Source organism: Bradyrhizobium sp. NBAIM03 (assembly GCF_020194055.1).
Taxonomy (GTDB): Bacteria; Pseudomonadota; Alphaproteobacteria; order Rhizobiales; family Xanthobacteraceae; genus Bradyrhizobium; species Bradyrhizobium yuanmingense.
Genome location: NZ_JADYVS010000005.1, coordinates 303,730 through 326,650, shown reverse-complemented (window position 1 = coordinate 326,650; position 22,921 = coordinate 303,730). Strand labels below are relative to the sequence as shown.

General features: G+C 64.5%; 23 protein-coding genes. 9 read left to right on the top strand and 14 right to left on the bottom strand.

Annotation, left to right across the window (positions count from 1 at the left end):
- Positions 1 to 65: 65 nt before the first annotated feature.
- The 5 genes from I6F21_RS10340 to cysG are packed head-to-tail and all read right to left on the bottom strand — an operon-like array spanning position 66 to position 4,695.
- Positions 66 to 791, bottom strand: coding sequence for a phosphoadenylyl-sulfate reductase (locus tag I6F21_RS10340; protein WP_109142443.1), 726 nt, complete (start codon positions 789 to 791; stop codon positions 66 to 68).
- Entirely contained in the window at positions 788 to 1,303 is a 516-nt protein-coding gene (locus I6F21_RS10335; RefSeq protein WP_225183124.1) for a DUF934 domain-containing protein, read from the bottom strand. Before I6F21_RS10335 ends, I6F21_RS10340 begins: the two co-directional genes overlap by 4 nt.
- The gene (locus I6F21_RS10330; protein WP_225183123.1) at positions 1,290 to 2,945 is read right to left on the bottom strand and encodes a nitrite/sulfite reductase; all 1,656 of its coding nucleotides are present in this window, start codon (positions 2,943 to 2,945) and stop codon (positions 1,290 to 1,292) included. The genes I6F21_RS10335 and I6F21_RS10330 overlap by 14 nt, the downstream gene beginning before the upstream one ends.
- An 11-nt stretch (positions 2,946 to 2,956) precedes the next feature.
- Positions 2,957 to 3,274, bottom strand: a complete 318-nt coding sequence (locus I6F21_RS10325) for a DUF2849 domain-containing protein (protein WP_035998194.1) — start codon at positions 3,272 to 3,274, stop codon at positions 2,957 to 2,959.
- A complete protein-coding gene (gene cysG / locus I6F21_RS10320) occupies positions 3,271 to 4,695 on the bottom strand; it encodes a siroheme synthase CysG (protein WP_225183122.1) in 1,425 nt (474 codons plus the stop codon). Before cysG ends, I6F21_RS10325 begins: the two co-directional genes overlap by 4 nt.
- A 244-nt stretch (positions 4,696 to 4,939) precedes the next feature.
- On the opposite strand from cysG, the gene cysD reads away from it, so the two are divergent.
- From cysD to I6F21_RS10300, 4 genes are all read left to right on the top strand, one after another.
- Positions 4,940 to 5,734, top strand: a complete 795-nt coding sequence (gene cysD, locus I6F21_RS10315; protein WP_035998209.1) for a sulfate adenylyltransferase subunit CysD — start codon at positions 4,940 to 4,942, stop codon at positions 5,732 to 5,734.
- Between the two features lie 14 nt (positions 5,735 to 5,748).
- Positions 5,749 to 7,665 (top strand): adenylyl-sulfate kinase, encoded by a 1,917-nt coding sequence (gene cysC / locus I6F21_RS10310; protein WP_225139305.1) that lies wholly within the window; start codon positions 5,749 to 5,751, stop codon positions 7,663 to 7,665.
- A 289-nt stretch (positions 7,666 to 7,954) separates the two neighbouring features.
- A complete protein-coding gene (locus I6F21_RS10305; RefSeq protein WP_035998186.1) occupies positions 7,955 to 10,120 on the top strand; it encodes a malate synthase G in 2,166 nt (721 codons plus the stop codon).
- A gap of 195 nt (positions 10,121 to 10,315) precedes the next feature.
- Positions 10,316 to 10,516, top strand: a complete 201-nt coding sequence (locus tag I6F21_RS10300; protein ID WP_008546815.1) for a CsbD family protein — start codon at positions 10,316 to 10,318, stop codon at positions 10,514 to 10,516.
- Between the two features lie 156 nt (positions 10,517 to 10,672).
- Here the strand turns inward: I6F21_RS10300 and I6F21_RS10295 are convergent, their stop codons facing one another.
- The 3 genes from I6F21_RS10295 to I6F21_RS10285 form a co-directional block, all read right to left on the bottom strand.
- A complete protein-coding gene (locus I6F21_RS10295) occupies positions 10,673 to 10,828 on the bottom strand; it encodes a Thivi_2564 family membrane protein (RefSeq protein ID WP_008546817.1) in 156 nt (51 codons plus the stop codon).
- A gap of 155 nt (positions 10,829 to 10,983) precedes the next feature.
- Positions 10,984 to 11,634, bottom strand: coding sequence for a DUF2865 domain-containing protein (locus tag I6F21_RS10290; RefSeq protein WP_035998181.1), 651 nt, complete (start codon positions 11,632 to 11,634; stop codon positions 10,984 to 10,986).
- A 13-nt stretch (positions 11,635 to 11,647) separates the two neighbouring features.
- Positions 11,648 to 12,463 (bottom strand): L,D-transpeptidase, encoded by an 816-nt coding sequence (locus tag I6F21_RS10285; protein WP_035998178.1) that lies wholly within the window; start codon positions 12,461 to 12,463, stop codon positions 11,648 to 11,650.
- 208 nt (positions 12,464 to 12,671) lie between these two features.
- On the opposite strand from I6F21_RS10285, the gene I6F21_RS10280 reads away from it, so the two are divergent.
- The 5 genes from I6F21_RS10280 to I6F21_RS10260 all read left to right on the top strand — a co-directional run bounded on the left by I6F21_RS10280 (position 12,672) and on the right by I6F21_RS10260 (position 16,793).
- Positions 12,672 to 13,784 (top strand): AI-2E family transporter, encoded by a 1,113-nt coding sequence (locus tag I6F21_RS10280; protein WP_035998174.1) that lies wholly within the window; start codon positions 12,672 to 12,674, stop codon positions 13,782 to 13,784.
- Positions 13,785 to 13,862: 78 nt separating this feature from the next.
- Entirely contained in the window at positions 13,863 to 14,234 is a 372-nt protein-coding gene (locus tag I6F21_RS10275; protein WP_035998171.1) for a DUF883 family protein, read from the top strand.
- Positions 14,235 to 14,322: 88 nt separating this feature from the next.
- Complete coding sequence (locus tag I6F21_RS10270) at positions 14,323 to 14,778, top strand: hypothetical protein (RefSeq protein WP_057028148.1); 456 nt, start codon at positions 14,323 to 14,325, stop codon at positions 14,776 to 14,778.
- Positions 14,779 to 14,945: 167 nt separating this feature from the next.
- A complete protein-coding gene (locus tag I6F21_RS10265) occupies positions 14,946 to 16,094 on the top strand; it encodes an OpgC domain-containing protein (protein WP_035998141.1) in 1,149 nt (382 codons plus the stop codon).
- A gap of 90 nt (positions 16,095 to 16,184) precedes the next feature.
- A complete protein-coding gene (locus tag I6F21_RS10260; RefSeq protein WP_035998138.1) occupies positions 16,185 to 16,793 on the top strand; it encodes a TetR/AcrR family transcriptional regulator in 609 nt (202 codons plus the stop codon).
- Here I6F21_RS10260 and I6F21_RS10255 read toward each other — a convergent pair.
- From I6F21_RS10255 to ureC, 6 genes are all read right to left on the bottom strand, one after another.
- A complete protein-coding gene (locus tag I6F21_RS10255; protein ID WP_035998135.1) occupies positions 16,790 to 18,448 on the bottom strand; it encodes an HWE histidine kinase domain-containing protein in 1,659 nt (552 codons plus the stop codon). The genes I6F21_RS10260 and I6F21_RS10255 overlap by 4 nt on opposite strands.
- A gap of 299 nt (positions 18,449 to 18,747) precedes the next feature.
- On the bottom strand, positions 18,748 to 19,371 hold the full coding sequence (gene ureG, locus I6F21_RS10250) for an urease accessory protein UreG (protein WP_025033975.1): 624 nt from the start codon (positions 19,369 to 19,371) through the stop codon (positions 18,748 to 18,750).
- Positions 19,372 to 19,410: 39 nt separating this feature from the next.
- The gene (locus I6F21_RS10245) at positions 19,411 to 20,139 is read right to left on the bottom strand and encodes an urease accessory protein UreF (protein ID WP_225156847.1); all 729 of its coding nucleotides are present in this window, start codon (positions 20,137 to 20,139) and stop codon (positions 19,411 to 19,413) included.
- Entirely contained in the window at positions 20,120 to 20,731 is a 612-nt protein-coding gene (ureE, locus tag I6F21_RS10240; protein WP_225183121.1) for an urease accessory protein UreE, read from the bottom strand. The genes I6F21_RS10245 and ureE overlap by 20 nt, the downstream gene beginning before the upstream one ends.
- Positions 20,732 to 20,744: 13 nt before the next feature.
- Positions 20,745 to 21,044, bottom strand: coding sequence for a putative quinol monooxygenase (locus tag I6F21_RS10235; protein ID WP_035998129.1), 300 nt, complete (start codon positions 21,042 to 21,044; stop codon positions 20,745 to 20,747).
- 129 nt (positions 21,045 to 21,173) lie between these two features.
- A complete protein-coding gene (gene ureC / locus I6F21_RS10230) occupies positions 21,174 to 22,889 on the bottom strand; it encodes an urease subunit alpha (RefSeq protein ID WP_225183120.1) in 1,716 nt (571 codons plus the stop codon).
- Positions 22,890 to 22,921 lie beyond the last annotated feature (32 nt).

Here is a 22,921-nt window from a genome sequence, read left to right as displayed (position 1 = left end):
TGGCGAAACGCTCTTGTGTCAACGGAACCCGATTTTCTTGTTCGCTAGCTCGCAGCGTGACTGTGCTACGAAGTCTTCATCGTATGGATGCCGCATTCTGTCTTGGCCCGGCCGCGCCACCGGCCGGCGCGTGCATCCTCGCCCTCAGTCGTTCTGCTGGTGCAAGGCATACACCCAACCGACAGGAATCCTGACACAACCAGAGGGTGCCGCGGCAATTTAGCGCGGGTGAAGATCGCCTCGATCTCCTCGCGCGAGACATTGGCGAAGGGATTGAACTTCAGCCGCGCGCCATCGTCCTCGACGACCGGAATGTCGGCGCGCGCATTGCCCTGAAAGCGCTTGCGGCCGTTGAGCCAGGCGCCGAACGGCTTCAGCGCACGCGCCAGCGGCTCGACCTTGCGGATGCGGCAGCAGGCGTCGGGATCGGAGAACCAGAGGTCGCGGTCGGGATCTTCGCGCGACAGCGTCTCCTCGGCCGGCTTGATCGAGCGAACGTCCTTCAGGCCCAGCGTCGCAATGAGCGTATCGCGATAGGCCAGCGTCTCCTCGAACAACCAGCCGGTGTCGAGAAAGATCACGGGGATTGCGGGATCGACATCCGACATGACCTTCAACAGCGTCGCCGATTCAGTACCGAACGAGGACACCAGCGCAAGCTTCTCGCGCCCGACCGTCTTCAGCGCCGCGGCAATGACCTCCGCAGGCGAGGCATCGCGCAAGGCGCGATCGAGCTCGTCCGCCGAAGGTAGCGCAGACACGGGCGAAACCTGAGGCGCGATCGCGTTCACGTGCCGACCCCTTCGGAGTGGCGCAATTGCATGCGCCGGTGCAGCGCTGTGATGCGGCCATCGCCGGTCGGCTGGTAGAACACCGAATAGCGCTTCGCGGTCTGCATGAAGGCCTCCGCATCGGCCTGCTTCTTGACCTCGAAGGCATCGAAGCCGGCGCGCAGCATGAACACGAACTGGTCGCGCAGCACCTGACCGGTCGCGCGCAATTCGCCGCGGTAGTTGTAACGTTCGCGCAGCAGCCGCGCCTGGCTGTAGGCGCGCCCGTCACGGAAGGTCGGGAACACCAGCGCGACGGCGGCGATCTGGCCGAGATACGGCACGAGCTCGGCGATGTCGCGATTGTTGGGCCAGATCACCCCGACCTTTCCGGCGCGCTTGAGCAAGCCCTCGGCCTCGCCGAGGAAGCGCTCGGCGGGCACCAGGATGTCGCCGCCCTCGGGCAGCGGCGTGTCGACGGCGAGCTTGACGAAGCCGTCGTCCGTGATCTTTCCGCCATTAACGAGTGGCATAGACGCGCTCCTTGAAGGGTTCGACGCCGAGGCGCTTCACCGTGTCCATGAACAGCTCTTCGGGCCGCTCGCGCAGCGCCAGATAGGCTTCCACGATGTCCTCGACCACGTCGGCGACCTCGTCGAACTTGACGCCGGGACCGATCAGGGTGCCGAGCGCGGCGTTCTCGTCGGCACGGCCGCCGATGGTGATCTGGTAGACCTCCTCGCCGTTCTTCTCGACGCCGAGAATGCCGATATGGCCGACATGGTGATGGCCGCAGGCATTGATGCAGCCGGAGATGTTGATGTGCAGACGGCCGATCAGGTTAGCGAGCTCGTGATTGGCGAAGCGCCGCGTCAGCTCCTGCGCGATCGGAATCGAGCGGGCATTCGCCAGCGAGCAATAGTCGAGCCCGGGGCAAGCGATGATGTCGGTGATCAGGTTGACGTTGGGCGTCGCCAGCCCGAGCTTGTCGAGCGCCTTCCACAGTGCCGGCAGGTCGCGCTTGGCGACGTGCGGCAGCGCTAGATTCTGCTCGTGGCCGACGCGGATCTCGCCGAAGGAATATTTGTCGGCAAGATCTGCCAGCGCGTCCATCTGCTCGGCGGTGGCATCGCCCGGAGGCCCGCCGGTCGGCTTCAGCGAGATCGTGACGATGGAGTAACCTTGCACCTTGTGCGGGGCCACCGAGTTCTTGCGCCATGCCTCGAAATCAGGGTCGGCCGCGGCCTGGCGCAGTTCGTCCGGCATATGCGGCAGCTTCTCGTAAGCCGGATAAGTGAAGCGCGAGCGGATGTCCTCGATCACCTCCTCGTCGATCTGGAGCGAGGAGTTGCGGATATGCTGCCACTCCTCCTCGACCTCGCGGGAGAATTTCTCGATGCCTAGCTCGTGGACCAGGATCTTGATGCGCGCCTTGTAGATGTTGTCGCGGCGGCCGTACTGATTGTAGACGCGTAAGATCGCCTCGATGTAGCTGAGGATGTCGCGGCCGTGCACGAAGTGCTTGATGGTCTTGGCGATGAACGGCGTGCGGCCGAGACCGCCTCCGACCAGAACCTCGAAGCCGGTCTCGCCCTTTTCGTTCTTGATCAGGCGGAGGCCGATGTCGTGGATCTTGATCGCGGCGCGGTCGTGGTCCGAGGCGGTGATCGCGATCTTGAACTTGCGCGGCAGGAACGAGAATTCCGGATGCAGCGTGGTGTGCTGGCGGATCAGCTCCGACCAGATGCGCGGATCCTCGATCTCGCCCGGCGCGACGCCGGCCCACTGGTCCGAGGTGACATTGCGCATGTTGTTGCCGGAGGTCTGCATCGCGTGGATGCCGACCTTGGCGAGGTCTTCGAGTGCATCCGGCAGCTCGGCGAGCTTGATCCAGTTGAACTGGATATTCTGCCGCGTGGTGAAGTGGCCGTAGCCGCGATCGTATTTGCGCGCGACATGGGCGAGCGCCCGCATCTGGTTCGTCGCCAGAGTGCCATAGGGAATCGCGACGCGGAACATATAAGCGTGCAGCTGCAGATAGACGCCGTTCTGCAAACGCAGGATCTTGAACTCGTCCTCGGTGAGCTCGCCGGAAAGGCGCCGCTTCACCTGGTCGCGGAACTCCGAGACGCGCTCGTTGACGAGCGTGCGGTCGATTTCGTCGTAAGCATACATAAGTGGGTGCCTTAAACCTGGGCCGGCTGTCCGATGGTGACGCCGGTGCGGCGAATCTGCTCGCGCAGATTGCCGGGCTGGACCTTGCCATCGTCGCCGATCTGCACCGGCGCGATATAGGGGCCGATGGCGCCGACGTCATCGGCCACGGCTTCCGCAAGCAACGCCTTGGCCTCGTCGGAGTTGCGCACGATCGCGGCTTCCGACAGCTCGGCGGACCAGCTCTTGGCGGCGGTGCGGTAGACCACGATGCCGTCCCAGGTGCGGTTGGCGGTCACGACCGAGGGGCCGGCGATACGGATCTTCTTTTGTTCGAGCGGAGAGGTCATTCGGCTGCATCCAATAGGTCAGAGATGATTTGTTTGGGTGTCTGGCGGCGAAGCGAGCCGGCATGCCGGACCACGTCGCCGATGATGAGGATGGCGGGACCGCCATGGATCCGCCGCACCAGTTCCGGCAGATCGCACAGCGTGCCAATTGCGCCTTGCGCATCCGGCCGCGTGACGCGGGCGAACACGCCGACCGGCGTCTCCGGCGAGCGGCCGGCCGCGAACAAGCCTGCGCGCACGGCGGGCGCTGCGGTCATGCCCATGTAGACCACGACGGTCATCTTGGTGTCGGTCAGTGTCGACCAATCCACGTTCTCTGCATCGCGGGCCTTGTGTGCGGTGAGGAAGGTGATGCGGGTCGCTTCGTGGCGGTAAGTGAGCGGCACCTCGAAATCGGCGGCGGCGCCGAGCCCTGCGGTGATGCCGGGAATGATCGAATAGGCGATGCCGGCGGCGCGCAGCGCTTCCACTTCTTCGCCGCCGCGGCCGAACACGAAGGGATCGCCGCCCTTCAACCGCACGACGCGCTGGCCCGATTGCGCGGCCTCGATCATGCGCTTGTTGATGGCGTCCTGGCCGATGCCGGGCTTGCCGACGCGGCGGCCGACCGCAACGCGCGTGGTGTCGCGGCGAATGCGGTCGAGAATCTCGGGCGAGACCAGCTCGTCATGGAAGACGATGTCGGCGTCCTGCAAAGCGCGCAGCGCCTTGATGGTGAGCAGATCGGGATCGCCGGGTCCGGCGCCGACCAGTGCGACGGAGCCTTCCGGCTTGTCAGCGCGCGCGAATGCGGAAAGGTCGGCAATCGCCTTGAGCGATGCATCGGCTTCGCTGTTGCGGCCGGCGAGCACGGCGGCGCCGATCGGACCGTCGATGACGCGCTCCCAGAAGCGGCGGCGCAGCGGAAACTCGGCGATGCGCTCGTTGATCGACTTGCGGAAGGTGCCGATGAACTCGGCGAGTTCGCCAATGCGCGCCGGCAGCAGCGCCTCGATCTTCTCGCGTACGCGCCGCGCCACCACCGGGGAGGTGCCGCCGGTGCCGACGGCGACCACGACATCGCCGCGATCGACGATGGCCGGAAAGATGAAGCTGGAATGCTCGAGGTCGTCCATGACGTTGACGGGCAGGCCAGCCGCCTTGGCGCGAGCCGACATGGCGACACCGACATCACCTGCGCCCGCGCAGACGACGGCGATGACGCCGGAAATATCCGCCGTGAGCGGATCGCCTGCCGCGATCTCGATGCGCGCCAAGTCTTCGGAGCCGAGGCCAAGGTCGTGATTGCCATCGATCGCATGCACGCGCAGGCGCGCGCCGGCAGCGGCGAGCACGCGCAGCTTGGCGCGCAAAAGCTCGCCCGCCCCGATGAGGACCACCGGGCCGGCCTTGAGATCGAGAAACACCGGCAAGAACCGCATGTGATACTCGCTTCCCCACAAACGGGGTTGACTGGAATTATTTTCTATATATGTCTCGTTTCGAGCGCGCAAAGAGAAAATTTTTTCTTCTCTTCTGCATCGCAACTATAGAATTTTCGCCTCCAAACGCAAAGTGGCAGAGATGCATCTTCTCAAGGACGATTCCGCTGCTGATCGACTGAGCAATCCGGCGCTGGCTGAGCGCGTGCGCGCGCAAGAATTTGCTGCCGAACTTGCCTCGAGCATGGACCATCTCGACCAGCTCGAAGCGCAGAGCATCTACATCTTCCGTGAGGCCTTTGCCCGGCTGAAGAAGATTGCCCTGTTGTGGTCACTCGGCAAGGACTCCAACGTCATGATCTGGCTGGCGCGGAAAGCCTTCTTCGGCAAGATGCCGTTCCCGGCCCTTCACGTCGATACCGGCAAGAAGTTTCCGGAGATGTATCGCTTCCGCGATCATTACGGCAAGGAATGGGATCTCGATCTGCGCGTCGAGCCCTGCCCGCCGATCGATGCCGTCGACCCAACGCTGCCGCCGGCCGCCCGTTCCGCCGCGCGCAAGACCGAGGGCCTCAAGATGGCACTCGCAAAGTATGGCTTTGACGGCCTGATCGCCGGCATCCGCCGCGACGAGGAAGCAACGCGCGCCAAGGAGCGGGTGTTCTCGCCGCGCGGCTTGGAGGGCAATTGGGACGTGCGCGACCAGCCGCCGGAATTCTGGGATCATTTCAACGCCTCGCCGCCGCAAGGCGCGCATCTGCGCATCCATCCGATCCTGCATTGGACCGAGGCCGACATCTGGGCCTACACCAAGCGCGAGAACATCCCGATCATTCCGCTGTACCTCGCCAAGAACGGCAAGCGTTATCGCTCGCTGGGTGACCAGGACATCACCAATCCGGTTGCCTCGAATGCCTCGAACATCGACGAGATCCTGATCGAGCTCGAACAGACCAAGGTGCCGGAGCGCTCGGGGCGCGCGCTCGACCACGAGACCGAGGACGCCTTCGAGCGCCTTCGCGTCGCCGGCTATCTCTGATCAAGGACGCGGCCATGAACATGATCGTCACGTCAGCCTCGCCCGGCACGCCGAACGGCACCACGCGTCCCCAGGTCCGCATCGTCATCGTCGGCCATGTTGACCACGGCAAGTCGACCCTGGTCGGCCGCCTCCTGCATGAAACCGGCAGCCTGCCCGAGGGCAAGCTCGAAATGCTCAAGGCCGTCAGCGCGCGGCGCGGCATGCCGTTCGAATGGTCGTTCCTGCTCGACGCGCTGCAGACAGAGCGCGACCAGGGCATCACCATCGACACCACCCAGATCCGCTTCCGCACCAATTCGCGCGACATCGTGCTGATCGATGCGCCCGGCCACGCCGAATTCCTCCGCAACATGATCACCGGCGCCTCGCAGGCCGACGGTGCGGTGCTGATCATCGACGCGCTGGAGGGCGTGCGCGACCAGACCAGGCGGCACGGCTATCTCCTGCATCTGCTCGGGGTGAAGCAGGTCGCCGTCGTCGTCAACAAGATGGACCGCGTCGATTTCTCCGCCGCACGCTTCAAGGACATCAGCGACGAGATCTCCGCGCATCTGAACGGCCTCGGCGTGACGCCCACGGCCGTGATCCCGATTTCCGCGCGTGACGGCGACGGCGTTGCGATGCGCACCGACCGCATCTCTTGGTACAAGGGACCGACCGTGGTCGAGGCGCTTGATCACCTCGAGCCGGCGCGTCCGCTGGAAGCGCTGGCGCTGCGGCTGCCGGTGCAGGCGATCTACAAGTTCGACGACCGCCGCATCGTCGCCGGCCGCATTGAATCCGGCAGCCTGATTGCCGGCGACGAGATCGTGATCATGCCGGCCGGTAAGATCGCCAAGATCAAGACGGTCGAGAGCTGGCCGGCGACGCCGGTAGCGGGCCGTCAGGGCGCCGGCCGCTCGGTCGGCATCACGCTCGACCGCGAATTGTTCATCGAGCGCGGCGACATCATCGCGCATGCGGGCAGCGCCCCGCGCGAGACGCGGCGGCTGCGCGCGCGCATCTTCTGGCTGCACGACAAGCCGCTTGCCAAGGGCGACCAGCTTTTGGTGCGCTGCGGCCCCAAGGAAAGCCGCGCCACCGTGGTCGCCATCGAGAAGGCGGTCGATCCCGGCGAGCTCTCGAGCAGCGAGAACAAGGCGATCGGTCGCAACCATGTCGGCGAGATCGACATCTCCCTGTCCAATCCGATCGCGACCGATCCCTACACCGAAAATCCGCGCACCGGCCGCCTCGTGATCGAGGTGTCCGGGCGCATCGCCGGCGGTGGCCTGGTGCTGTCGGTCGATGCCGGCCAGCGTGCCGTGCCTGTCGACATCGTGCCGGTGGAATCGGCGCTGCGTAGCGACGAGCGCTCGGCCCGCTACCGCCACAATGGCGCCGTGGTCTGGCTTACCGGCCTGCCGGCCTCCGGCAAGTCGACGCTGGCGCGGGCGCTGGAGCGGCGTCTCTTCACCAATGGCGGCTCGCCGATCCTGCTCGATGGCGACACGCTGCGCGCCGGGCTCAACAGCGATCTCGGCTTCTCCGCCACTGATCGCAGCGAGAACATCCGCCGCCTCGCCGAGGTCGCGACGCATCTCGCCCGCAACGGCCACATCGCCATCGTCGCGGCGGTCTCGCCCGCGCGCGAAGATCGCGCCGCCGCGCGTCGCATCGCCGACACCGCGTTTCGCGAAATCCATGTCGCGACGCCCGCCGAGGTGTGCGAGGAGCGCGATCCCAAGGGCCATTACAAGAAAGCCCGCGCCGGCGCACTCGCCTCGTTCACCGGCATTGGCAACGACTACGAGAAGCCTGAGGCCGCCGAGCTCGTGATCGATACGTCGAAGCGGACGGTTGCGGAAGCGGCCGACGAGATCGAGCAGATGCTGAAGGCATCAGGCGTGCTGTTCGACGAGCTCGTGGACCTCGCTGCGAATATTTGAGGCCGCCCTAGTCGTCGCCCGGCTCGGCCGGGCGACCCAGTATTCCAGAGACAGCGTTGGAATACGAAGAAGCCGCAGCGTACTGGATTCCCCGCTTTCGCGGGGAATGACACCGGTGCGTGGGACCGTCTCCCACCTCTCCTTGACATTTTGACAAGCTCCCGGGGGTCTTCTCACGGCCTCTTTTTTGGGGCTAATAGGCCCCCGAAAGCCGCCCCGCGTGGGCGCATTTTGCTGCTGTCGGGTCAAAAGCAGCCAAAAACAGCCATTTCCAACAAGAAAGCCCATCATGAAACGCGTCGACGCCCACGGATTGAAGATCGCACCCGTCCTGTTTGACTTCATCGCCAAGGAAGCGGCCCCGAAAACCGGGATCGCGCCGGATGCGTTCTGGGCCGGGCTGGCCGGCATCATCAAGGAGCTGGGACCGAAGAACCGCGAGCTGCTCGCATTCCGCGACAATCTGCAGGCCAAGATCGACGACTGGCACCGCGCCAATAAAGGCAAGGCGTTCGACCTCAATGCCTACACCGCCTTCCTAAAGGAGATCGGCTATCTCGTCCCGGAGCCGGCGACGCAGAAGGTCGAGACCGCCAATGTCGACGAGGAGATCGGCAAGATCTGCGGCCCGCAGCTTGTCGTGCCGCTCACCAATGCGCGCTACGCGCTGAACGCGGCGAACGCACGCTGGGGCTCGCTCTATGACGCCTTCTACGGTACCGATGCGATTCCGCATGATCCGTCCGAGAGCGGCAAGGGCTACAACAAGGCACGCGGCGACAAGGTGATCGCCAAGGCCAAGGCGTTCCTCGATAACGCCGTGCCGCTCGCGACCGGCAGCCACACCGACGTGACCGGCTATAGCATCGTCGCGAGCCAGCTCGCGGTGAAGCTGAAGAGCGGCAACGCCACCGCGCTGAAGAACGCCGCGCAGTTCGCGGGCTTCCAGGGCGATGCGGCTGCGCCGAGCGCCGTGCTGCTCGTCAACAACGGCCTGCATATCGAGGTCAAGATCGACCGCAGCAGCGCGATCGGCAAGGACGATCCGGCCGGCGTCGCCGACATGATCATGGAGGCCGCGGTCTCCACCATCCTCGACATGGAGGACTCGGTCGCCGCTGTCGATGCCGAGGACAAGGTGCTGGTCTACCGCAACACGCTCGGCCTGATGAACGGCACGTTGTCGGCCGATTTCGAGAAGGGCGGCAAGACGCTGACGCGTTCGCTCAATTCCGACCGCCTCTACAAGACGCCGGACGGCAAGGGCGAGCTCAAGCTGCACGGCCGCAGCCTGCTGTTGATGCGCAATTGCGGTCACCACATGTTCACGGACGCGGTGCTCGACGAGAAGGGCGAAGAGGTTCCGGAGGGCCTGCTGGACGCCGCCGTCTCGGGCCTGCTCGCGATCCACGACCTCAAGGGCAATTCCAAGGTCAAGAACAGCCGCACCGGTTCTGCCTACATCGTCAAGCCGAAGATGCACGGCCCGGACGAGGTCTCGCTGACCTGCGAGATTTTCGACCGCGTCGAGAAGATGCTCGGCCTGCCCGAGAACACGCTCAAGGTCGGCATCATGGACGAGGAGCGACGCACCACCGTCAACCTCAAGGCCTGCATCCAGCGCGCCTCCAAGCGCATCATGTTCATCAACACCGGCTTCCTCGACCGCACCGGCGACGAGATCCACACCTCGATGGAAGCGGGCCCGATGATCCGCAAGAACGAGATGAAGGCGCAGGCCTGGATCAAGGCCTATGAGGACTGGAACGTCGACATGGGCCTGATCGATGGCCTGCCCGGCCACGCCCAGATCGGCAAAGGTATGTGGGCCGCGCCCGACAAGATGGCGGACATGCTGGCACAGAAGCTCGGCCATCCGCAGGCCGGCGCCACCACCGCCTGGGTGCCCTCGCCGACCGCGGCGACGCTGCACGCGCTGCACTACCACCAGGTCAACGTCATCGCGCGCCAGGAGGAACTCGCCAAGGGCGGACCGCGCGCAAAGCTGTCCGACATCCTCACCATTCCGGTGTCGAAGTCGAACTGGGCGCCCGATGACGTCAGGCAGGAGATCGACAACAATTGCCAGGGCATCCTGGGCTATGTCGTGCGCTGGATCGACCAGGGCGTCGGCTGCTCGAAGGTGCCCGACATCCACGACGTCGGCCTGATGGAAGACCGCGCCACCTTGCGCATTTCCAGCCAGCACCTTGCCAACTGGCTGCATCAGGGCGTCATCACCGAGGCGCAGGTGATGGAATCGCTTAAGCGCATGGCCGTCGTCGTCGACAAGCAGAACGCGGATGATCCCATCTACAAGCCGATGGCGCCCGCCTTCGACGGCGTCGCCTTCAAGGCCGCCTGCGACCTCATCTTCAAGGGGCGCGAGCAGCCGAACGGCTACACCGAATACATCCTCACCGCGCGCCGCCGCGAGGCCAAGGCTCTTGCATAAAAAGGCTCTTGCATAAAGAGGCTCTTCGATAAAAGAGGCTCTTGGATAAAGAGGCGCTCGGCTGAGCAGAGTCACGGAACATCGAAAGCCCCGGCGGAAACCGGGGCTTTTTCGTTGGGCGAAACGTCGCGCTGTGTCACGGAACAGGCTGCGTGCGCCTCGCGTTGTCGGGCCATCAACCAACGGGAGATGGTCATGGACTGGAATCGGATCGAAGGAAACTGGAAGCAGTTCAAGGGATCGGCCAAGGAGAAATGGGGCAAGCTCACTGACGACGACCTCCAGCTGATCGAGGGCCGCCGCGAGCAGCTTGAGGGCCGGTTGCAGGAGCGTTACGGCAAGGCCAAGGACCAGGTCCGTCAGGATGTCGACGACTGGCTGAAGTCGCTGCACTGAAGCAGCACGAACGAAGCCCCGGCGAAAGCCGGGGCTTTTGATTTGAAAACATTTGCATTCGTAGCCCGGATGCAGCGTAGCGCAATCCGGGATCGGTTTCGCTGTGGCAAGACTCCGGATTTGCTTCGCTCCATCCGGGCTACGCGCCTACCCCCGCTAGAACACCGCGAGATATTTCAGCAATGAGACAATGCCGATGATGATGACGATGACGCGCGCGATCTGCTTGGCGCGGCCGTCCATTGGCAGCATGTTGATGAGATAAAGCACAAGAATGACGACGAGAAAGGTGACGAGTACGCCGACCAGCATCGCGAGGCCCCCTTCAGGCAATTGCTACGCTGTTCTAACGCGCTGCACCCAAGCCGGTTCCATCTCGGAAACCCTGCCGCGCAACGTCCCGCGGCGGGCCTAGTCCAGCATTTGGCCGTCCGACAAGGTTCGGACGCCGTCCGATCGGGCGCTCCCTACTCCTTCGCCACCACCGGGACTTGACGGAATCTGGCACGCACCGATTCCGGCAGCGGCGAGAAGTTCATCGCGACGCCACGGCGGTCATTGGCATTGCGGCTGGCGACCACGAGGCCATTGGCGCCGGCGACGATGTCGCCCTTGCGCAGGGTCGGGTCGTCCTCGACCTTGACCGATGCGAGCCCGACCGGGTCCTTGCCGTTGCAGGTACAGCCCGCGACGATCTCGTTGCGATAGCGGAACGCGTTCGGCAGGTCGGAATAGGACTTTCCCTTCTCAGTCGTGGCATCGTCGATGTTGCCGCCATAGACGAGCGAGGTCTCCGAGGCAGGGCAGAAGCTCTTGCAGGATTGCGCCTTGCTCTCGGCATCATTGCCTTGTGCCGGGAAGTAGCGACCGTCGCAGCTGCGCACGCAATAGGCGGTGCCGCCGCCGTAGGACGCGCGCTGGCGTGGCGCCTCATAGCGCGGCATATCGTCGGTGGGGAAAGGCATCCGGATTTCCGGCGGCGGCCGCATCCGAAAGCCGCCGAACAGGCCCGAGAAGAAATCCTGCGCATGCGCCGACGGCGCCATCGCCAGCCCGCTGGAGACGACGACGACAATCGCCGCTCCGCCCGCCAGTTTGTCAATCAGCCGTCTCGCCATAGGACCTCGCAGACTAATTCACGGCCGACGTGGTCATGTTCAGCGCCTGCCGACCCGAAGGCAGTGTCGTCACGGCCGGACGCTTGCGCACGGGATCACCTCCCTTCGCCATTAACGGCGCGTTCTTCGGCAGCACCACGACCTTGGCGCCGACATTGACGCGGCTATACAGGTCGACGACGTCCTCGTTGGTCATGCGGATGCAGCCGGACGAGACGAACTTGCCGATGGTGGAGGGATCATTGGTGCCGTGGATGCGGTATTGGCTCGAGCCGAGATACATCGCGCGCGCACCGAGCGGGTTGCCGGGCCCGCCGGCGACGAAGCGCGGCAGATAGGGCTGGCGCGCGATCATCTCGGCCGGCGGATGCCAGTCCGGCCACTCGGCCTTGCGGCTGACGCTTTGCACGCCCGACCAGGTAAAGCCCTCGCGGCCGACGCCGACGCCGTAGCGGATCGCGCGGCCGCCTCCGAGCACGTAATAGAGATAGGTGCTGTTGGTATCGATGACGATGGTACCGGCCGGCTCGCTCCGGTCAAAGCCGACGATCTGCCTGCGCAGCCGGTCGGGCAATTGGGCATCCTCATCGGCGACCTGCGGCGCCTCGTTGATGTCATCCTGCGAATAGCCTTGGTCCTGCAAGTGTTGGCCCTGCAAGTATTGGCCCTGCGAGTAAAGGTCCTGCGGATACACCCGCTGCATCGGCGCATAGCCGAAGGTTTGGGCGCTTGCGGTGCCCACCGGCACTGCGAGAAGAGCGGTTGCGAAGGCGAACGCGCCGACGGCGCGCGGCGAGAAGCTGCGACGGACTGCAAACAACTTTGTCATGAGCTGCCCCGTTGGATGTGCATCAGGTGATGCGCTGCCTCAACAAACTCCGCCGCCTCGATCGAAGTTCCGGCGCAGCGTGCGGCAGCGACGTCACAGTCAAGCGAGCATCCGTTCACGAAGCCGCGATGGAACCAGCACGCCGCCCAAGCATTAGTCACGTCATCAATGGGCGCGCGGATCACGGATTCCGTGCGGGAGAGATATTGTGCGCGTCCTACCCAGTGAACGTTTGATTTCCGGCAACAGCGAAGGCGATCCGCTTCCCGAGAGCCATGTCGAGCTGCCGCCGGTGATCCGCCGCACTGAATTCGTCGCGTTCGCGCTGGCCGGGCTGTTGCTGATCGCCATCGTCGCCGTGCTCTATGTCGGCCGGGCGTTCTTCCTGCCGGTCGTGATGGCGTTCGTCATCGGGACCATGCTGTCTCCGGCGGCCACCTTCCTGGAGCGAAGCAAGGTCCCACGCAGCGTCGGCGCCGTGCTGATCGTGGTCGCAGTGAGCGCGGTGGTCGCTTTCGCCGTCGCGTTGATCGCTTCGCCGGTCATGGCGTGGAGCACGCGCCTGCCAGAGCTCGGCGCGCAATTGAAGGACAAGCTGCACGTGTTCGACCGGCCGCTTGCGCTCTGGCGGGAGCTGCAAGCCATGCTCGGCGGCTCGGAGGGATTGCCGAGCCTGCACATGCCCAAGATCGAGTGGGTGCAGCCGACGCTGGAATTCCTGTCACCGACCTTTACCGAATTCCTGCTGTTCTTCGTCACCCTGATCCTGTTCATCGCAAGCTGGCGCGACCTGCGGCGGGCCATGATCATGACCTTCAGCAATCACGACGCGCGGCTGCGCACGCTCCGGATCCTCAACGAGATCGAGGTCCATCTCGGCAATTATCTGCTGACCGTCACCCTCATCAATGTCGGCGTCGGCGTCGCCACCGGCCTGATCTGTGCGCTGACCGGAATGCCCAATCCGGCCGGGCTCGGCGCACTGGCGGCCACGCTCAACTTCATCCCGATCATCGGGCCCGTGGCGATGTTCGTGGTGCTGGTCGTGGTCGGGCTGATCGCCTTCCCGACCCTCGGCGGCGGCCTGATGGCCGCGCTCGCCTTCGGTGGCCTCACCTTTCTCGAGGGTCACTTCATCACGCCGACGATCATCGGGCGGCGGCTCGCCCTGAACGCGCTCGCCGTGCTGCTCGCGCTCGCGTTCTGGACCTGGCTGTGGGGGCCGATGGGCGCGTTCCTGTCGTCGCCGCTCCTGATCGTCGCGCTGATCCTGAAGGACCACCTATTGCCGGAGAATTCGCCGCAGCTGCCGCAAGCCTGACCGGTTTCAGCGAACGGAACTTACCCGGCGACGAAACGTTCTCCGCCCATCTCAGCCGTCAACAGTTCGGAGCTCCCGATGTCCACGCCCAATGCCGAAGCCGGGATGAGAGACTGGACCGACAAAGCCACCCGAGACCGCCTCGAAAAGGATGTAGCAGCCGTGAAAAGCGATATCGCCGCCCTCACCGACCAGATCACCGACGCGCTCAATACTTTCGCCAACTCCACCAGCAAGCAGGCTCGCCGCGGCTATCGCCAGGCGCGCGAGAACATGGACTCCGCGATGGACGACATGTCCGAGCGCGGCAGCGCGATGATGGAAGCTGCACATGACGCCTACGGCTCGATCGAGGAGACGCTGGAAGAGGCGATCACGCAGCGGCCGCTGGCGACCGTCGGGCTGGCGCTCGGCATCGGCTTCCTGATCGGCGTCGCCTGGCGTCGCTAAGGATGTCGACGCCCATTTGATACGGCGGCGGCACGCCGCCGCTGTTGGCTCGTGACCATTCGGCTGGCGGGGATTGAGGAGCAAGGCCATGTTTCAGCGCATCATCGACGGCATCAGCGCATCAACCGGCACGACGGTTCGGCTGACCTCCCTTGCCGCGGGCGCTGCCTTCGCGCTGCTCGTGACCACAGGCTTCCTCTGTGCCGCCGTCTTCATTTGGGTGCTGCAGAAATATGGCCCGGTGCAGGCTTGTCTTGCCGGCGCCGGCATCTTCTTCCTGTTGACCCTGGCCGCGGCAGGCTCCTATTGGAGCTACAAGCGCGAGGTGCAGAAACGCGCCCAGATCGCGGCCGAGCGCGCCGCGAAATCGGCCGCGCAGAGCATGCTTGCAGATCCGATGCTCCTCGCCACCGGGCTCCAGATCGTTCGTGCCATCGGCGTCAAGCGGCTGCTGCCGATCCTGGCGATCGGGGGCGTCGCCCTGGGCATCCTGGCGAGCCGCGCCGGCGTATCCGACGAGGTGTCGGCCGAACCTGCCGAGTAGAGTCCGGCATTATAATTACTGTGCGCGCATCTATCTGCATTTCATAGAGCAAGCGGCACATTTGACGCCGTTTGGCGCGGTTCTTCCCTGCTCACGCAAACGCTACTCGGACGAGCAGGCGGTTGCCGTTAAAAGCATCATCCTGATTCCCAAAGCTATTTTGCTCAATGAAACCGTCCGTCAAGGCGAACCTCGCCGCATTCCAGCATGACGCCAGGCTCTATCTGACGCTCGGCATCGCCAATTGGTCCATATTCGTCGACCATATTCCCAACAACGTCGTCAACCTGCTGACGCTGCGCAATTTCGGCTTCAGCGGCGCGGCGGACCTGTTCGTGTTCGTGGTGGGGTATGGGGTCGCCATCATCCATGGCAGGATGGCGCTGGAACGCGGCTACTTGGTCGCGGCGACGCGCATCTTTCGCCGGGTCTGGCGGCTCTATGCCGCCTATGTCGTGCTGTTCGTGATCTATATCGATGCCATCGCCTATGTCGCCAGGCAATCGATGGCGCCGGAGATCATCCACCAATACAACATCTCCGGAATTCTCGAGCATCCACTGCGCATCCTGGTCCGCGGTCTCGTGCTCCAGGAAGAGCCGCTGAACCTTGACCTGCTGCAGCTGATGGTCCCGCTGATGGCGTTCTTTCCGTTCGCGTTGTGGGGCCTGCTGCGGGGCCCGAACCTGACGCTGGCGGCATCGGTCGCGCTGTATCTCGCCGCACGCTGGTTCGACTGGAATTTTCGGATCTATCCGGACGGGGAATGGACCTTCAATCCGCTGTGCTGGCAGATGTTGATGGTGCTGGGCGGCTGGTTCGCCGTGACGGGCGCTCCGGGACGTGCGCTGCACGGCATGTCCTGGCTGCGGATCCTCGCCGGCGCCTACCTGGTCTTCGCGATGGCCGTCACCTTGATGCGCCATTCGCCGGCGCTGTCGGCTTACCTGCCCGATCTGCTCCTCAACAGCATCGCTCCGACCGACAAGGAAAACCTCGCTCCCTATCGGGTGGTCCACTTCCTCGCCCTCGCGTTCATTGCCACCCATCTCATTCCGGCGGATCACCCCGGCCTGAGATGGAAACCGCTGCAAGCGGTGATCGCATGTGGTGAGGAATGGCTCGCGGTATTCTGCGTCGCCGTGTTCCTATCCTTCGCTGGCCACCTCATCCTAATCACCGGGCCGAACCTGGCGGTGATGCAGGTGGCGGTGAGCATCACCGGCTTCGCGGCGATGACCGGGCTCGCCTACTACATCGCCTGGTCGAAACGGCAGGATCTGCCGGCAGCCCTGCGGCAGCAGGCCCAGAGCTGATCGCTTCGCGACGAAATCGTGCGATTCTGCTAGGCCGAATGCCGCCCCTGGGCTATGCCGGGACCCTGCGTGAGGAGACCGGGCGTGGCGATGGCGAAAGACGGGCGTGAAGAGGCGGAGCGCGCGCCCCGGCGCGGCCGGCCAAGGTCGATTGAGACCACCAACGCCATCCTCGAAAGCGCCTATGCACTGATGGCGACCACCGGCCTTGCCGCCACCACCATCGATGCGATCGCACGGCACTCCAGCGTCTCCAAGATGACGATCTACAAATGGTGGCCGTCGCGGGAAGCGCTGCTGATCGACGCCTTCCTCCACCATGCGTCGCAGATGCTGCCGCTGCCGCCCGCGAGCGCGGGCACGCCCGCGGCGCGCGCGCGGCGCCACGCCGCCGCCTATGCCGAGGCGCTGCAGGGCGAGTTCGGCAAGGTGCAGCTCGCCGTCGTCTCCGAATGCATTTCCAAGACCGGGTCGGCCGAGCTGTTCTACGCCCGGTACCTGCAATTCCGCCGCGACGCGCTGGTGGACATGATCGCCGCCGGCCAGAAGGACGGCAGCATTCAGGCCGAGGGTCCTCCTGAGAATCTCTACGACGCGATCTATGGCAGCCTGTTCTACCGCTATATCTTCGGCATCGCGCCGATCACACCCGGCTACGCGCGCAGCCTCGTCGATCTGGTGTTGCAACCGAAAGGTTAGCCGCGCACCGGCCTGACCGGCGCCGAGATTTTATCCGTGCGGTCGCGCTCGGTCATGTCGACGACCGTCTCCATCGGCGCGGTCAATTCATAGACGTAGGAGACGTCGGTGAAGAAGCGCTTGGCGGTCCCGCCCAGCGCCTCGGGCGCGACGCGGTCGAGCAGGATCAGGCCGAAATCGGAATCGGGCCGGCGCGTCGCCTCGCTGGTGTTGAACTCCTCCCAGCGGAAATGGAAGACCTCGTCGCCCTCCTCGCCGGTCACCGTCCAGTTGGCGGTGATGTGCGGGTGCTTGCCGACCAGCGACAGGCCCTCGTCGGAATGCGAGGCGAGCTCGAAGAACAGCAGCGACAGGCTCTGTGCGGCACGCGCGCTGACCGCGATGTCGGGGCCGGTGACGGCGATGCGATCGGCATGCGGAATCGCGCGCGCCTCGAACAGGCCCTTCAACTTGACACCCTGCCACTGGCTCTCGCTGAGCAGCGACACCACATTGGACATGGCGTGGATGCGCCCGATCAGGAGCTCGCGCGCGATGTCGATGTCCGAGCCGTGGCGCAAGGTGCGCGTCACGATCGACTGGATCACCGCCAGGATGTTCTTGACGCGGTGGTTGAGCTCGTCGATCACCGCGGTCAACCGCCGCTCGAATCCGATCCTGACCTGGATCTCCCGGCTGAGCCGCAGATTGTTGTAGGCGACGTAACCGAACAGGCCGCACACCATTGCGGTGATGGCAAAGCCGATCGCCGCTACGATGATGGCGGTCTGCTCGGCGCGGCGCACCGAATTGGTCTTCGCGTAATAGCCGAGCTGCCAATCGCGGCCACCGAAGCTCACCGTGCGCGTCGCCGACGGGGCCCCGTCCGCCGCCGCGATCCGCGTCGAGACCACGCCCTGATCATTGGCGATCAGCTCGCCGCCGTCCTTGCGCGGATCCCTGAGCGCCACCGCGAACAGCGACATGTCGTCATTGGCCAGCATCAGCGAGGCGAGCTCGTAGGAAAATGTGACGAAGCCGGCCGGCTCCGTCGCACCCTCGGGAACGACTGGCGCGGCCACGATGATGCCGATCGGCCCGTTTCCGCGGATCAACGGCACCGGGTCGGAGGCAACCGACCTCTTTTGGGCGCGCGCCCGCGTGAGCATCGCGCTGCGAACCGGATCCTGATCGTAGCTGCGGCCGGGCAAGGCCGTGGTCTCGTTGCTGCGCGGCTCGAGATCCAACAGCACGTCGATCGGCTGGGTGACATCGGCAGGATTGATCGGCTTGTCGTCAAACGAGCGGATCTGCGGATTCGGGAAGCCGGCGCTGGCGATGGCGGCTTGCGCGTCCGCAAGCTCGTTCGGCTTCAGCCGGGCGATCCAGCCGGCCACCACAAAGTCGGTCTTGAAGGCGTAGATCGCCGAGCGCAGCGGCTCCAGCATGTTCGGCTTGATCACCGACGGCGCGCGGAACAGGCCCGAGGCGACACGCGCGAGCAGCTCCCGCTCGGTCAGGCGGTCCTGAACCAGGCTCGCATGCACGTCGATCGCCCGCGCTAGCGCGATCCGGTCCAGCGCCAGCTCCTGGTCGTGGACGCGATAAGCCGCAAGCCCGGAGAGCAAGGCCCCGAGCAGAGCGATGAAGCCGATGATGAAACCCAGCCTGACCACGCGATTACTCAGGCGAAAGCAGGAGGTCGGCAATGAACACGGAGCACATGAACGCCGCTCGAACGGCCAGAGGCCGAAGCAGGGTAAACCCCAGTGGCGGAGATAATGAAGGAGGAGGCATCAGTACGCAACTTGGGTCGCCTGAAAAGCTTAATCAGCCCGGCCGATGGTCTGGCCGGGATGAATTCGCCCCGGGCGCCGGAGGTAGTTAATCGCCGTGTCCGAAATTTGTTCCGTGGGTTGCGGCACGGCCCAGGCGTTAACGACGAAAAACGCCTGCGCCAACTGGTCGCGTCCGGTCAGCCCGCCCGTTTCAGGCCGCCTTTGGCCTCGATGAAGCCGACGATTCGGTCGAGCCCCTCGCTCTTCTTGAGGTTGGTCATGACGAAGGGACGTTCGCCGCGCATGCGCCTGGCGTCCGTCTCCATCTTCTCCAGGGAGGCGCCGACATGGGGCGCAAGGTCGGTCTTGTTGATGACCAGGAGGTCGGACCGGGTGATGCCGGGGCCGCCCTTGGACGGGATCTTGTCGCCAGCGGCGACGTCGATGACATAGATGGTGAGGTCGGCCAGCTCCGGGGAAAAAGTGGCAGCGAGATTGTCGCCGCCGGATTCGATCAGCACGAGGTCAAGTCCGGGAAACTTGGCGCGCATGTCCGCGACCGCAGCGAGATTCATCGAGGCATCCTCGCGGATCGCCGTGTGCGGACAACCGCCGGTCTCGACGCCGGCGATGCGATCCGGCGTCAGCGATCCCGAACGCACCAGGAACTCCGCATCCCATTTGGTGTAGATGTCGTTGGTGATCGCCGCAATGTCATAGCGCTCGCGCATGGTCTTGCAGAGCAGGTCCATCAGCGCGGTCTTGCCCGATCCGACCGGACCGCCGACGCCGACACGCAAGGGACCGTGAGATTTCGCCATGTGACTCGTTCTCTCCTGATGACTTGACGGCCGCACCGCTCACGACCGAAACAAGCGGGTATATTGCGTCTCGTGCCGCAAGCTGGCGAGATCGGCCCGGAACGTCGCGCTGCCGAGATCATCCAAGGTTGCATTCAGCGCGCGATTGGCGGTGGCGGCGACGGCGGCTTCCAGCTTCACCAGCACACGCTGGCTATCGGTCTGGCCGAGCGGAATGAGCCGGCTGGCGGCGGAAATCCAGTTCGAGACCAGCGCATGCAGGAAGGCGTGCAGCGTCGGCGCCAACGGCACGGCGTGCATCGCGGCAACCACACCGACCGCGACCGGATAGACTAGCGGCGCGCCGCATGCCGCGACCGTGGCATCCAGTCCGTCGGCATCCCATGCGGCGCGCGAGATATCGATGAAGGCGCGGCCCTGTGAGGTCGTCTCCAGCTGCCGCTCGCGCGACGGCACGAAGGCGCTCGCGAGCTCGGCGATCTCGTTCAAAGCGGCCGTCTCGCCCGATTCCGTGGCGCGATAGGCGTGGACCAGAAACGTCGCGTCACAGAAGCCGGAGCCGTCGCCGAGCATCGCATCGAGCCAATCCGCCAGCGTCGTCGTGTCGGTGATGTCGCCCGCCTCGACCGCCCATTCGATGCCGCTGGAGTAGGAGAAGCCGCCGACCGGGAACGCCGGCGAAAGCCAGGTCATCAGCCGGTACAGCGCCGCCGCCTCGCCCTCGGCAAGATCACCGGCGCCGACCGGCTCATTTGTGGTCATGAGCATGCTTGTGGCCGTGGTGATGGTCGGGATGATCGCAATGCTCGTCGTGGTGATGGTGGTGCTCGTGGCTATGGTCGTGCGAGCCATGATCATGGAGGTGACCATGGTCATGGTGATGATGGCCGTGATCGTGATGCGCATGGTCGTGTCCATGCGCGTGGCCGGCATCGGCGTAGGCGCCGCCTTCGGGATCGAACGGCGCCTCGATCTCGATTACACGCGCGCCAAGGCCCTTCACCATCGCCTCGATGACGTGATCGCGGCGGATGCGCAGGGCCTTGGCCATGATCTGGGTCGGCAGATGACGGTTGCCGAGATGCCAGCCGACGCGGACGAGGTGGTGCGGATCGCGGCCGCGGATTTCGAGCAGCGGCTCGGGCGCCGCGACCACCTCGATCAGCCTTCCGTCCTCAAGCACCAGCGCATCGCCGCCGCGCAGCGCGACGGCATGCTCCAGGTCGAGCAGGAATTCGAGACCACGCGTTCCGGTCATCGCCATGCGGCGGCGGTGCCGGTCGTCGAAATCGAGCACGATCGTGTCCACTGGTGCTTCCGTGAAACGGTGCTGTCCCCTGACCTGCGTCGCCCGGATCATGCGTCTTACCTCTTTACCGTGTCTCGACCTTCTCGGGCGTGATGTATTCGATCTTCGGCGGCGCCGTGAAGCATTTCACCGCAACGCGGCCGAACGTCTTCATGTGCTCGGCAGCGCGATGCGGCCCCAGTGCCTCCATATTCTCCCACTGCTCGACGAACACCATCTTGGCAGGGTCGGTGACGCTCTCATGCAGGTCATAGGCGATATTGCCGGGCTCTTTCCGCGTCTCCTTGATGCAGGCGGTGGCGGCTGCAATGAATTCGGCGCGCGTCTCGGGCTTGATGGTCAAGGTTGCAACGACGTAGATCACGAGAAATCCTCCCGGCTTTTCTTCTGAGGGTTACGATACCGGGCGGGACATTAGACCAGGCGGGACCGAACGCAAAACCGCAAAAAGCCGTCCCCGGACACCGCCGGGGACATGCGTCGAGACGCTATTTCAGTACATGAAATATCGCTGCGCCATCGGCAGCACCTCCGCCGGAGCACAGGTCAGGAGCTCGCCATCGGCGTGCACTTCATAGGTCTCCGGATCGACCTCGATATCGGGCGTCGCGTCGTTGTGGATCATGCTCTTCTTGGAGATCTTGCCGCGGGTGTTCTGGACGGCATAGAGCTTCTTCTCGAGGCCGAGCTTGCGCGCGAGGCCACCGGTGATCGCGGCCTTGGAAGTGAACACCACCGAGGAGGCCGTACGTGCCTTGCCGAACGCGCCGAACATCGGCTGGTAGTGCACCGGCTGCGGCGTCGGGATCGAGGCGTTGGGATCGCCCATGGGCGCCGCGACGATGGTGCCGCCCTTGACGATGCAGTCCGGCTTGACGCCGAAGAAGGCCGGCGACCACAGCACGAGATCGGCCATCTTGCCCTTCTCGACCGAGCCGATCAGCTTCGACACGCCATGCGCGATGGCGGGATTGATGGTGTACTTGGCGATGTAGCGCTTGACGCGGAAATTGTCGTTGTCCTTGCCCTTGTCCTGCGGCAGCGACCCGCGCTGCTTTTTCATCTTGTCCGCGGTCTGCCAGGTCCGGATGATGACTTCGCCGAGGCGGCCCATGGCCTGCGAGTCCGAGGACATCATCGAGAGCGCGCCGAGGTCGTGGAGGATGTCCTCGGCCGCGATCGTCTCCTTGCGGATGCGGCTTTCGGCGAACGCCAGATCTTCGGCGATGGACGGATCCAGATGGTGGCACACCATCAGCATGTCCAGATGCTCGTCGATGGTGTTGCGGGTGAACGGCCGCGTCGGGTTGGTCGACGAGGGCAGCACGTTCTTCAGGCCGGCGACCTTGATGATGTCAGGAGCATGGCCGCCGCCGGCGCCTTCGGTGTGGAAGGCGTGGATGGTGCGTCCCTTGAAGGCCTTGATCGTGTCCTCGACGAAGCCGGATTCGTTCAGCGTGTCGGTGTGGATCATCACCTGGATGTCGTGATCGTCGGCGACCGACAGGCAATTGTCGATCGCGGCCGGCGTGGTGCCCCAATCCTCGTGCAGCTTCAGCGCACAGGCGCCGGCCCTGATCATCTCGACCAGCGCGGCGGGCCGCGAGGCGTTGCCCTTGCCGGAAATGCCGAGATTGACCGGGAAGGCGTCGAACGACTGGATCATCCGCCCCATATGCCAGGGCCCCGGCGTACAGGTGGTCGCGAAAGTGCCATGGGACGGTCCTGTTCCTCCGCCCAGCATCGAGGTGACCCCTGACATCAGCGCGTGCTCGATCTGCTGCGGACAGATGAAATGGATGTGGCTGTCGAAGCCGCCGGCGGTGAGGATCTTGCCTTCGCCGGCAATCACGTCGGTGCCGGGGCCGATGATGATGGTAACGCCAGGCTGGATGTCGGGATTGCCGGCCTTGCCGATCGCCGAGATCATGCCGTCCTTGATGGCGACGTCGGCCTTCACGATGCCCCAATGGTCCACGATCAGCGCATTGGTGATGACGGTATCGGCCGCGCCCTGCCTGTTGGTGACCTGCGACTGCCCCATGCCATCGCGGATCACCTTGCCGCCGCCGAACTTCACCTCCTCGCCATAGGTGGTGAAATCCTTCTCGACCTCGATGATGAGGTCGGTGTCGGCCAGCCGCACCTTGTCGCCGGTGGTCGGACCGAACATGTCGGCATAGACGGAACGCTTCATCTTGACGGACATCACAAGCCCCGTTTGCGATTGAATGTCTGGTT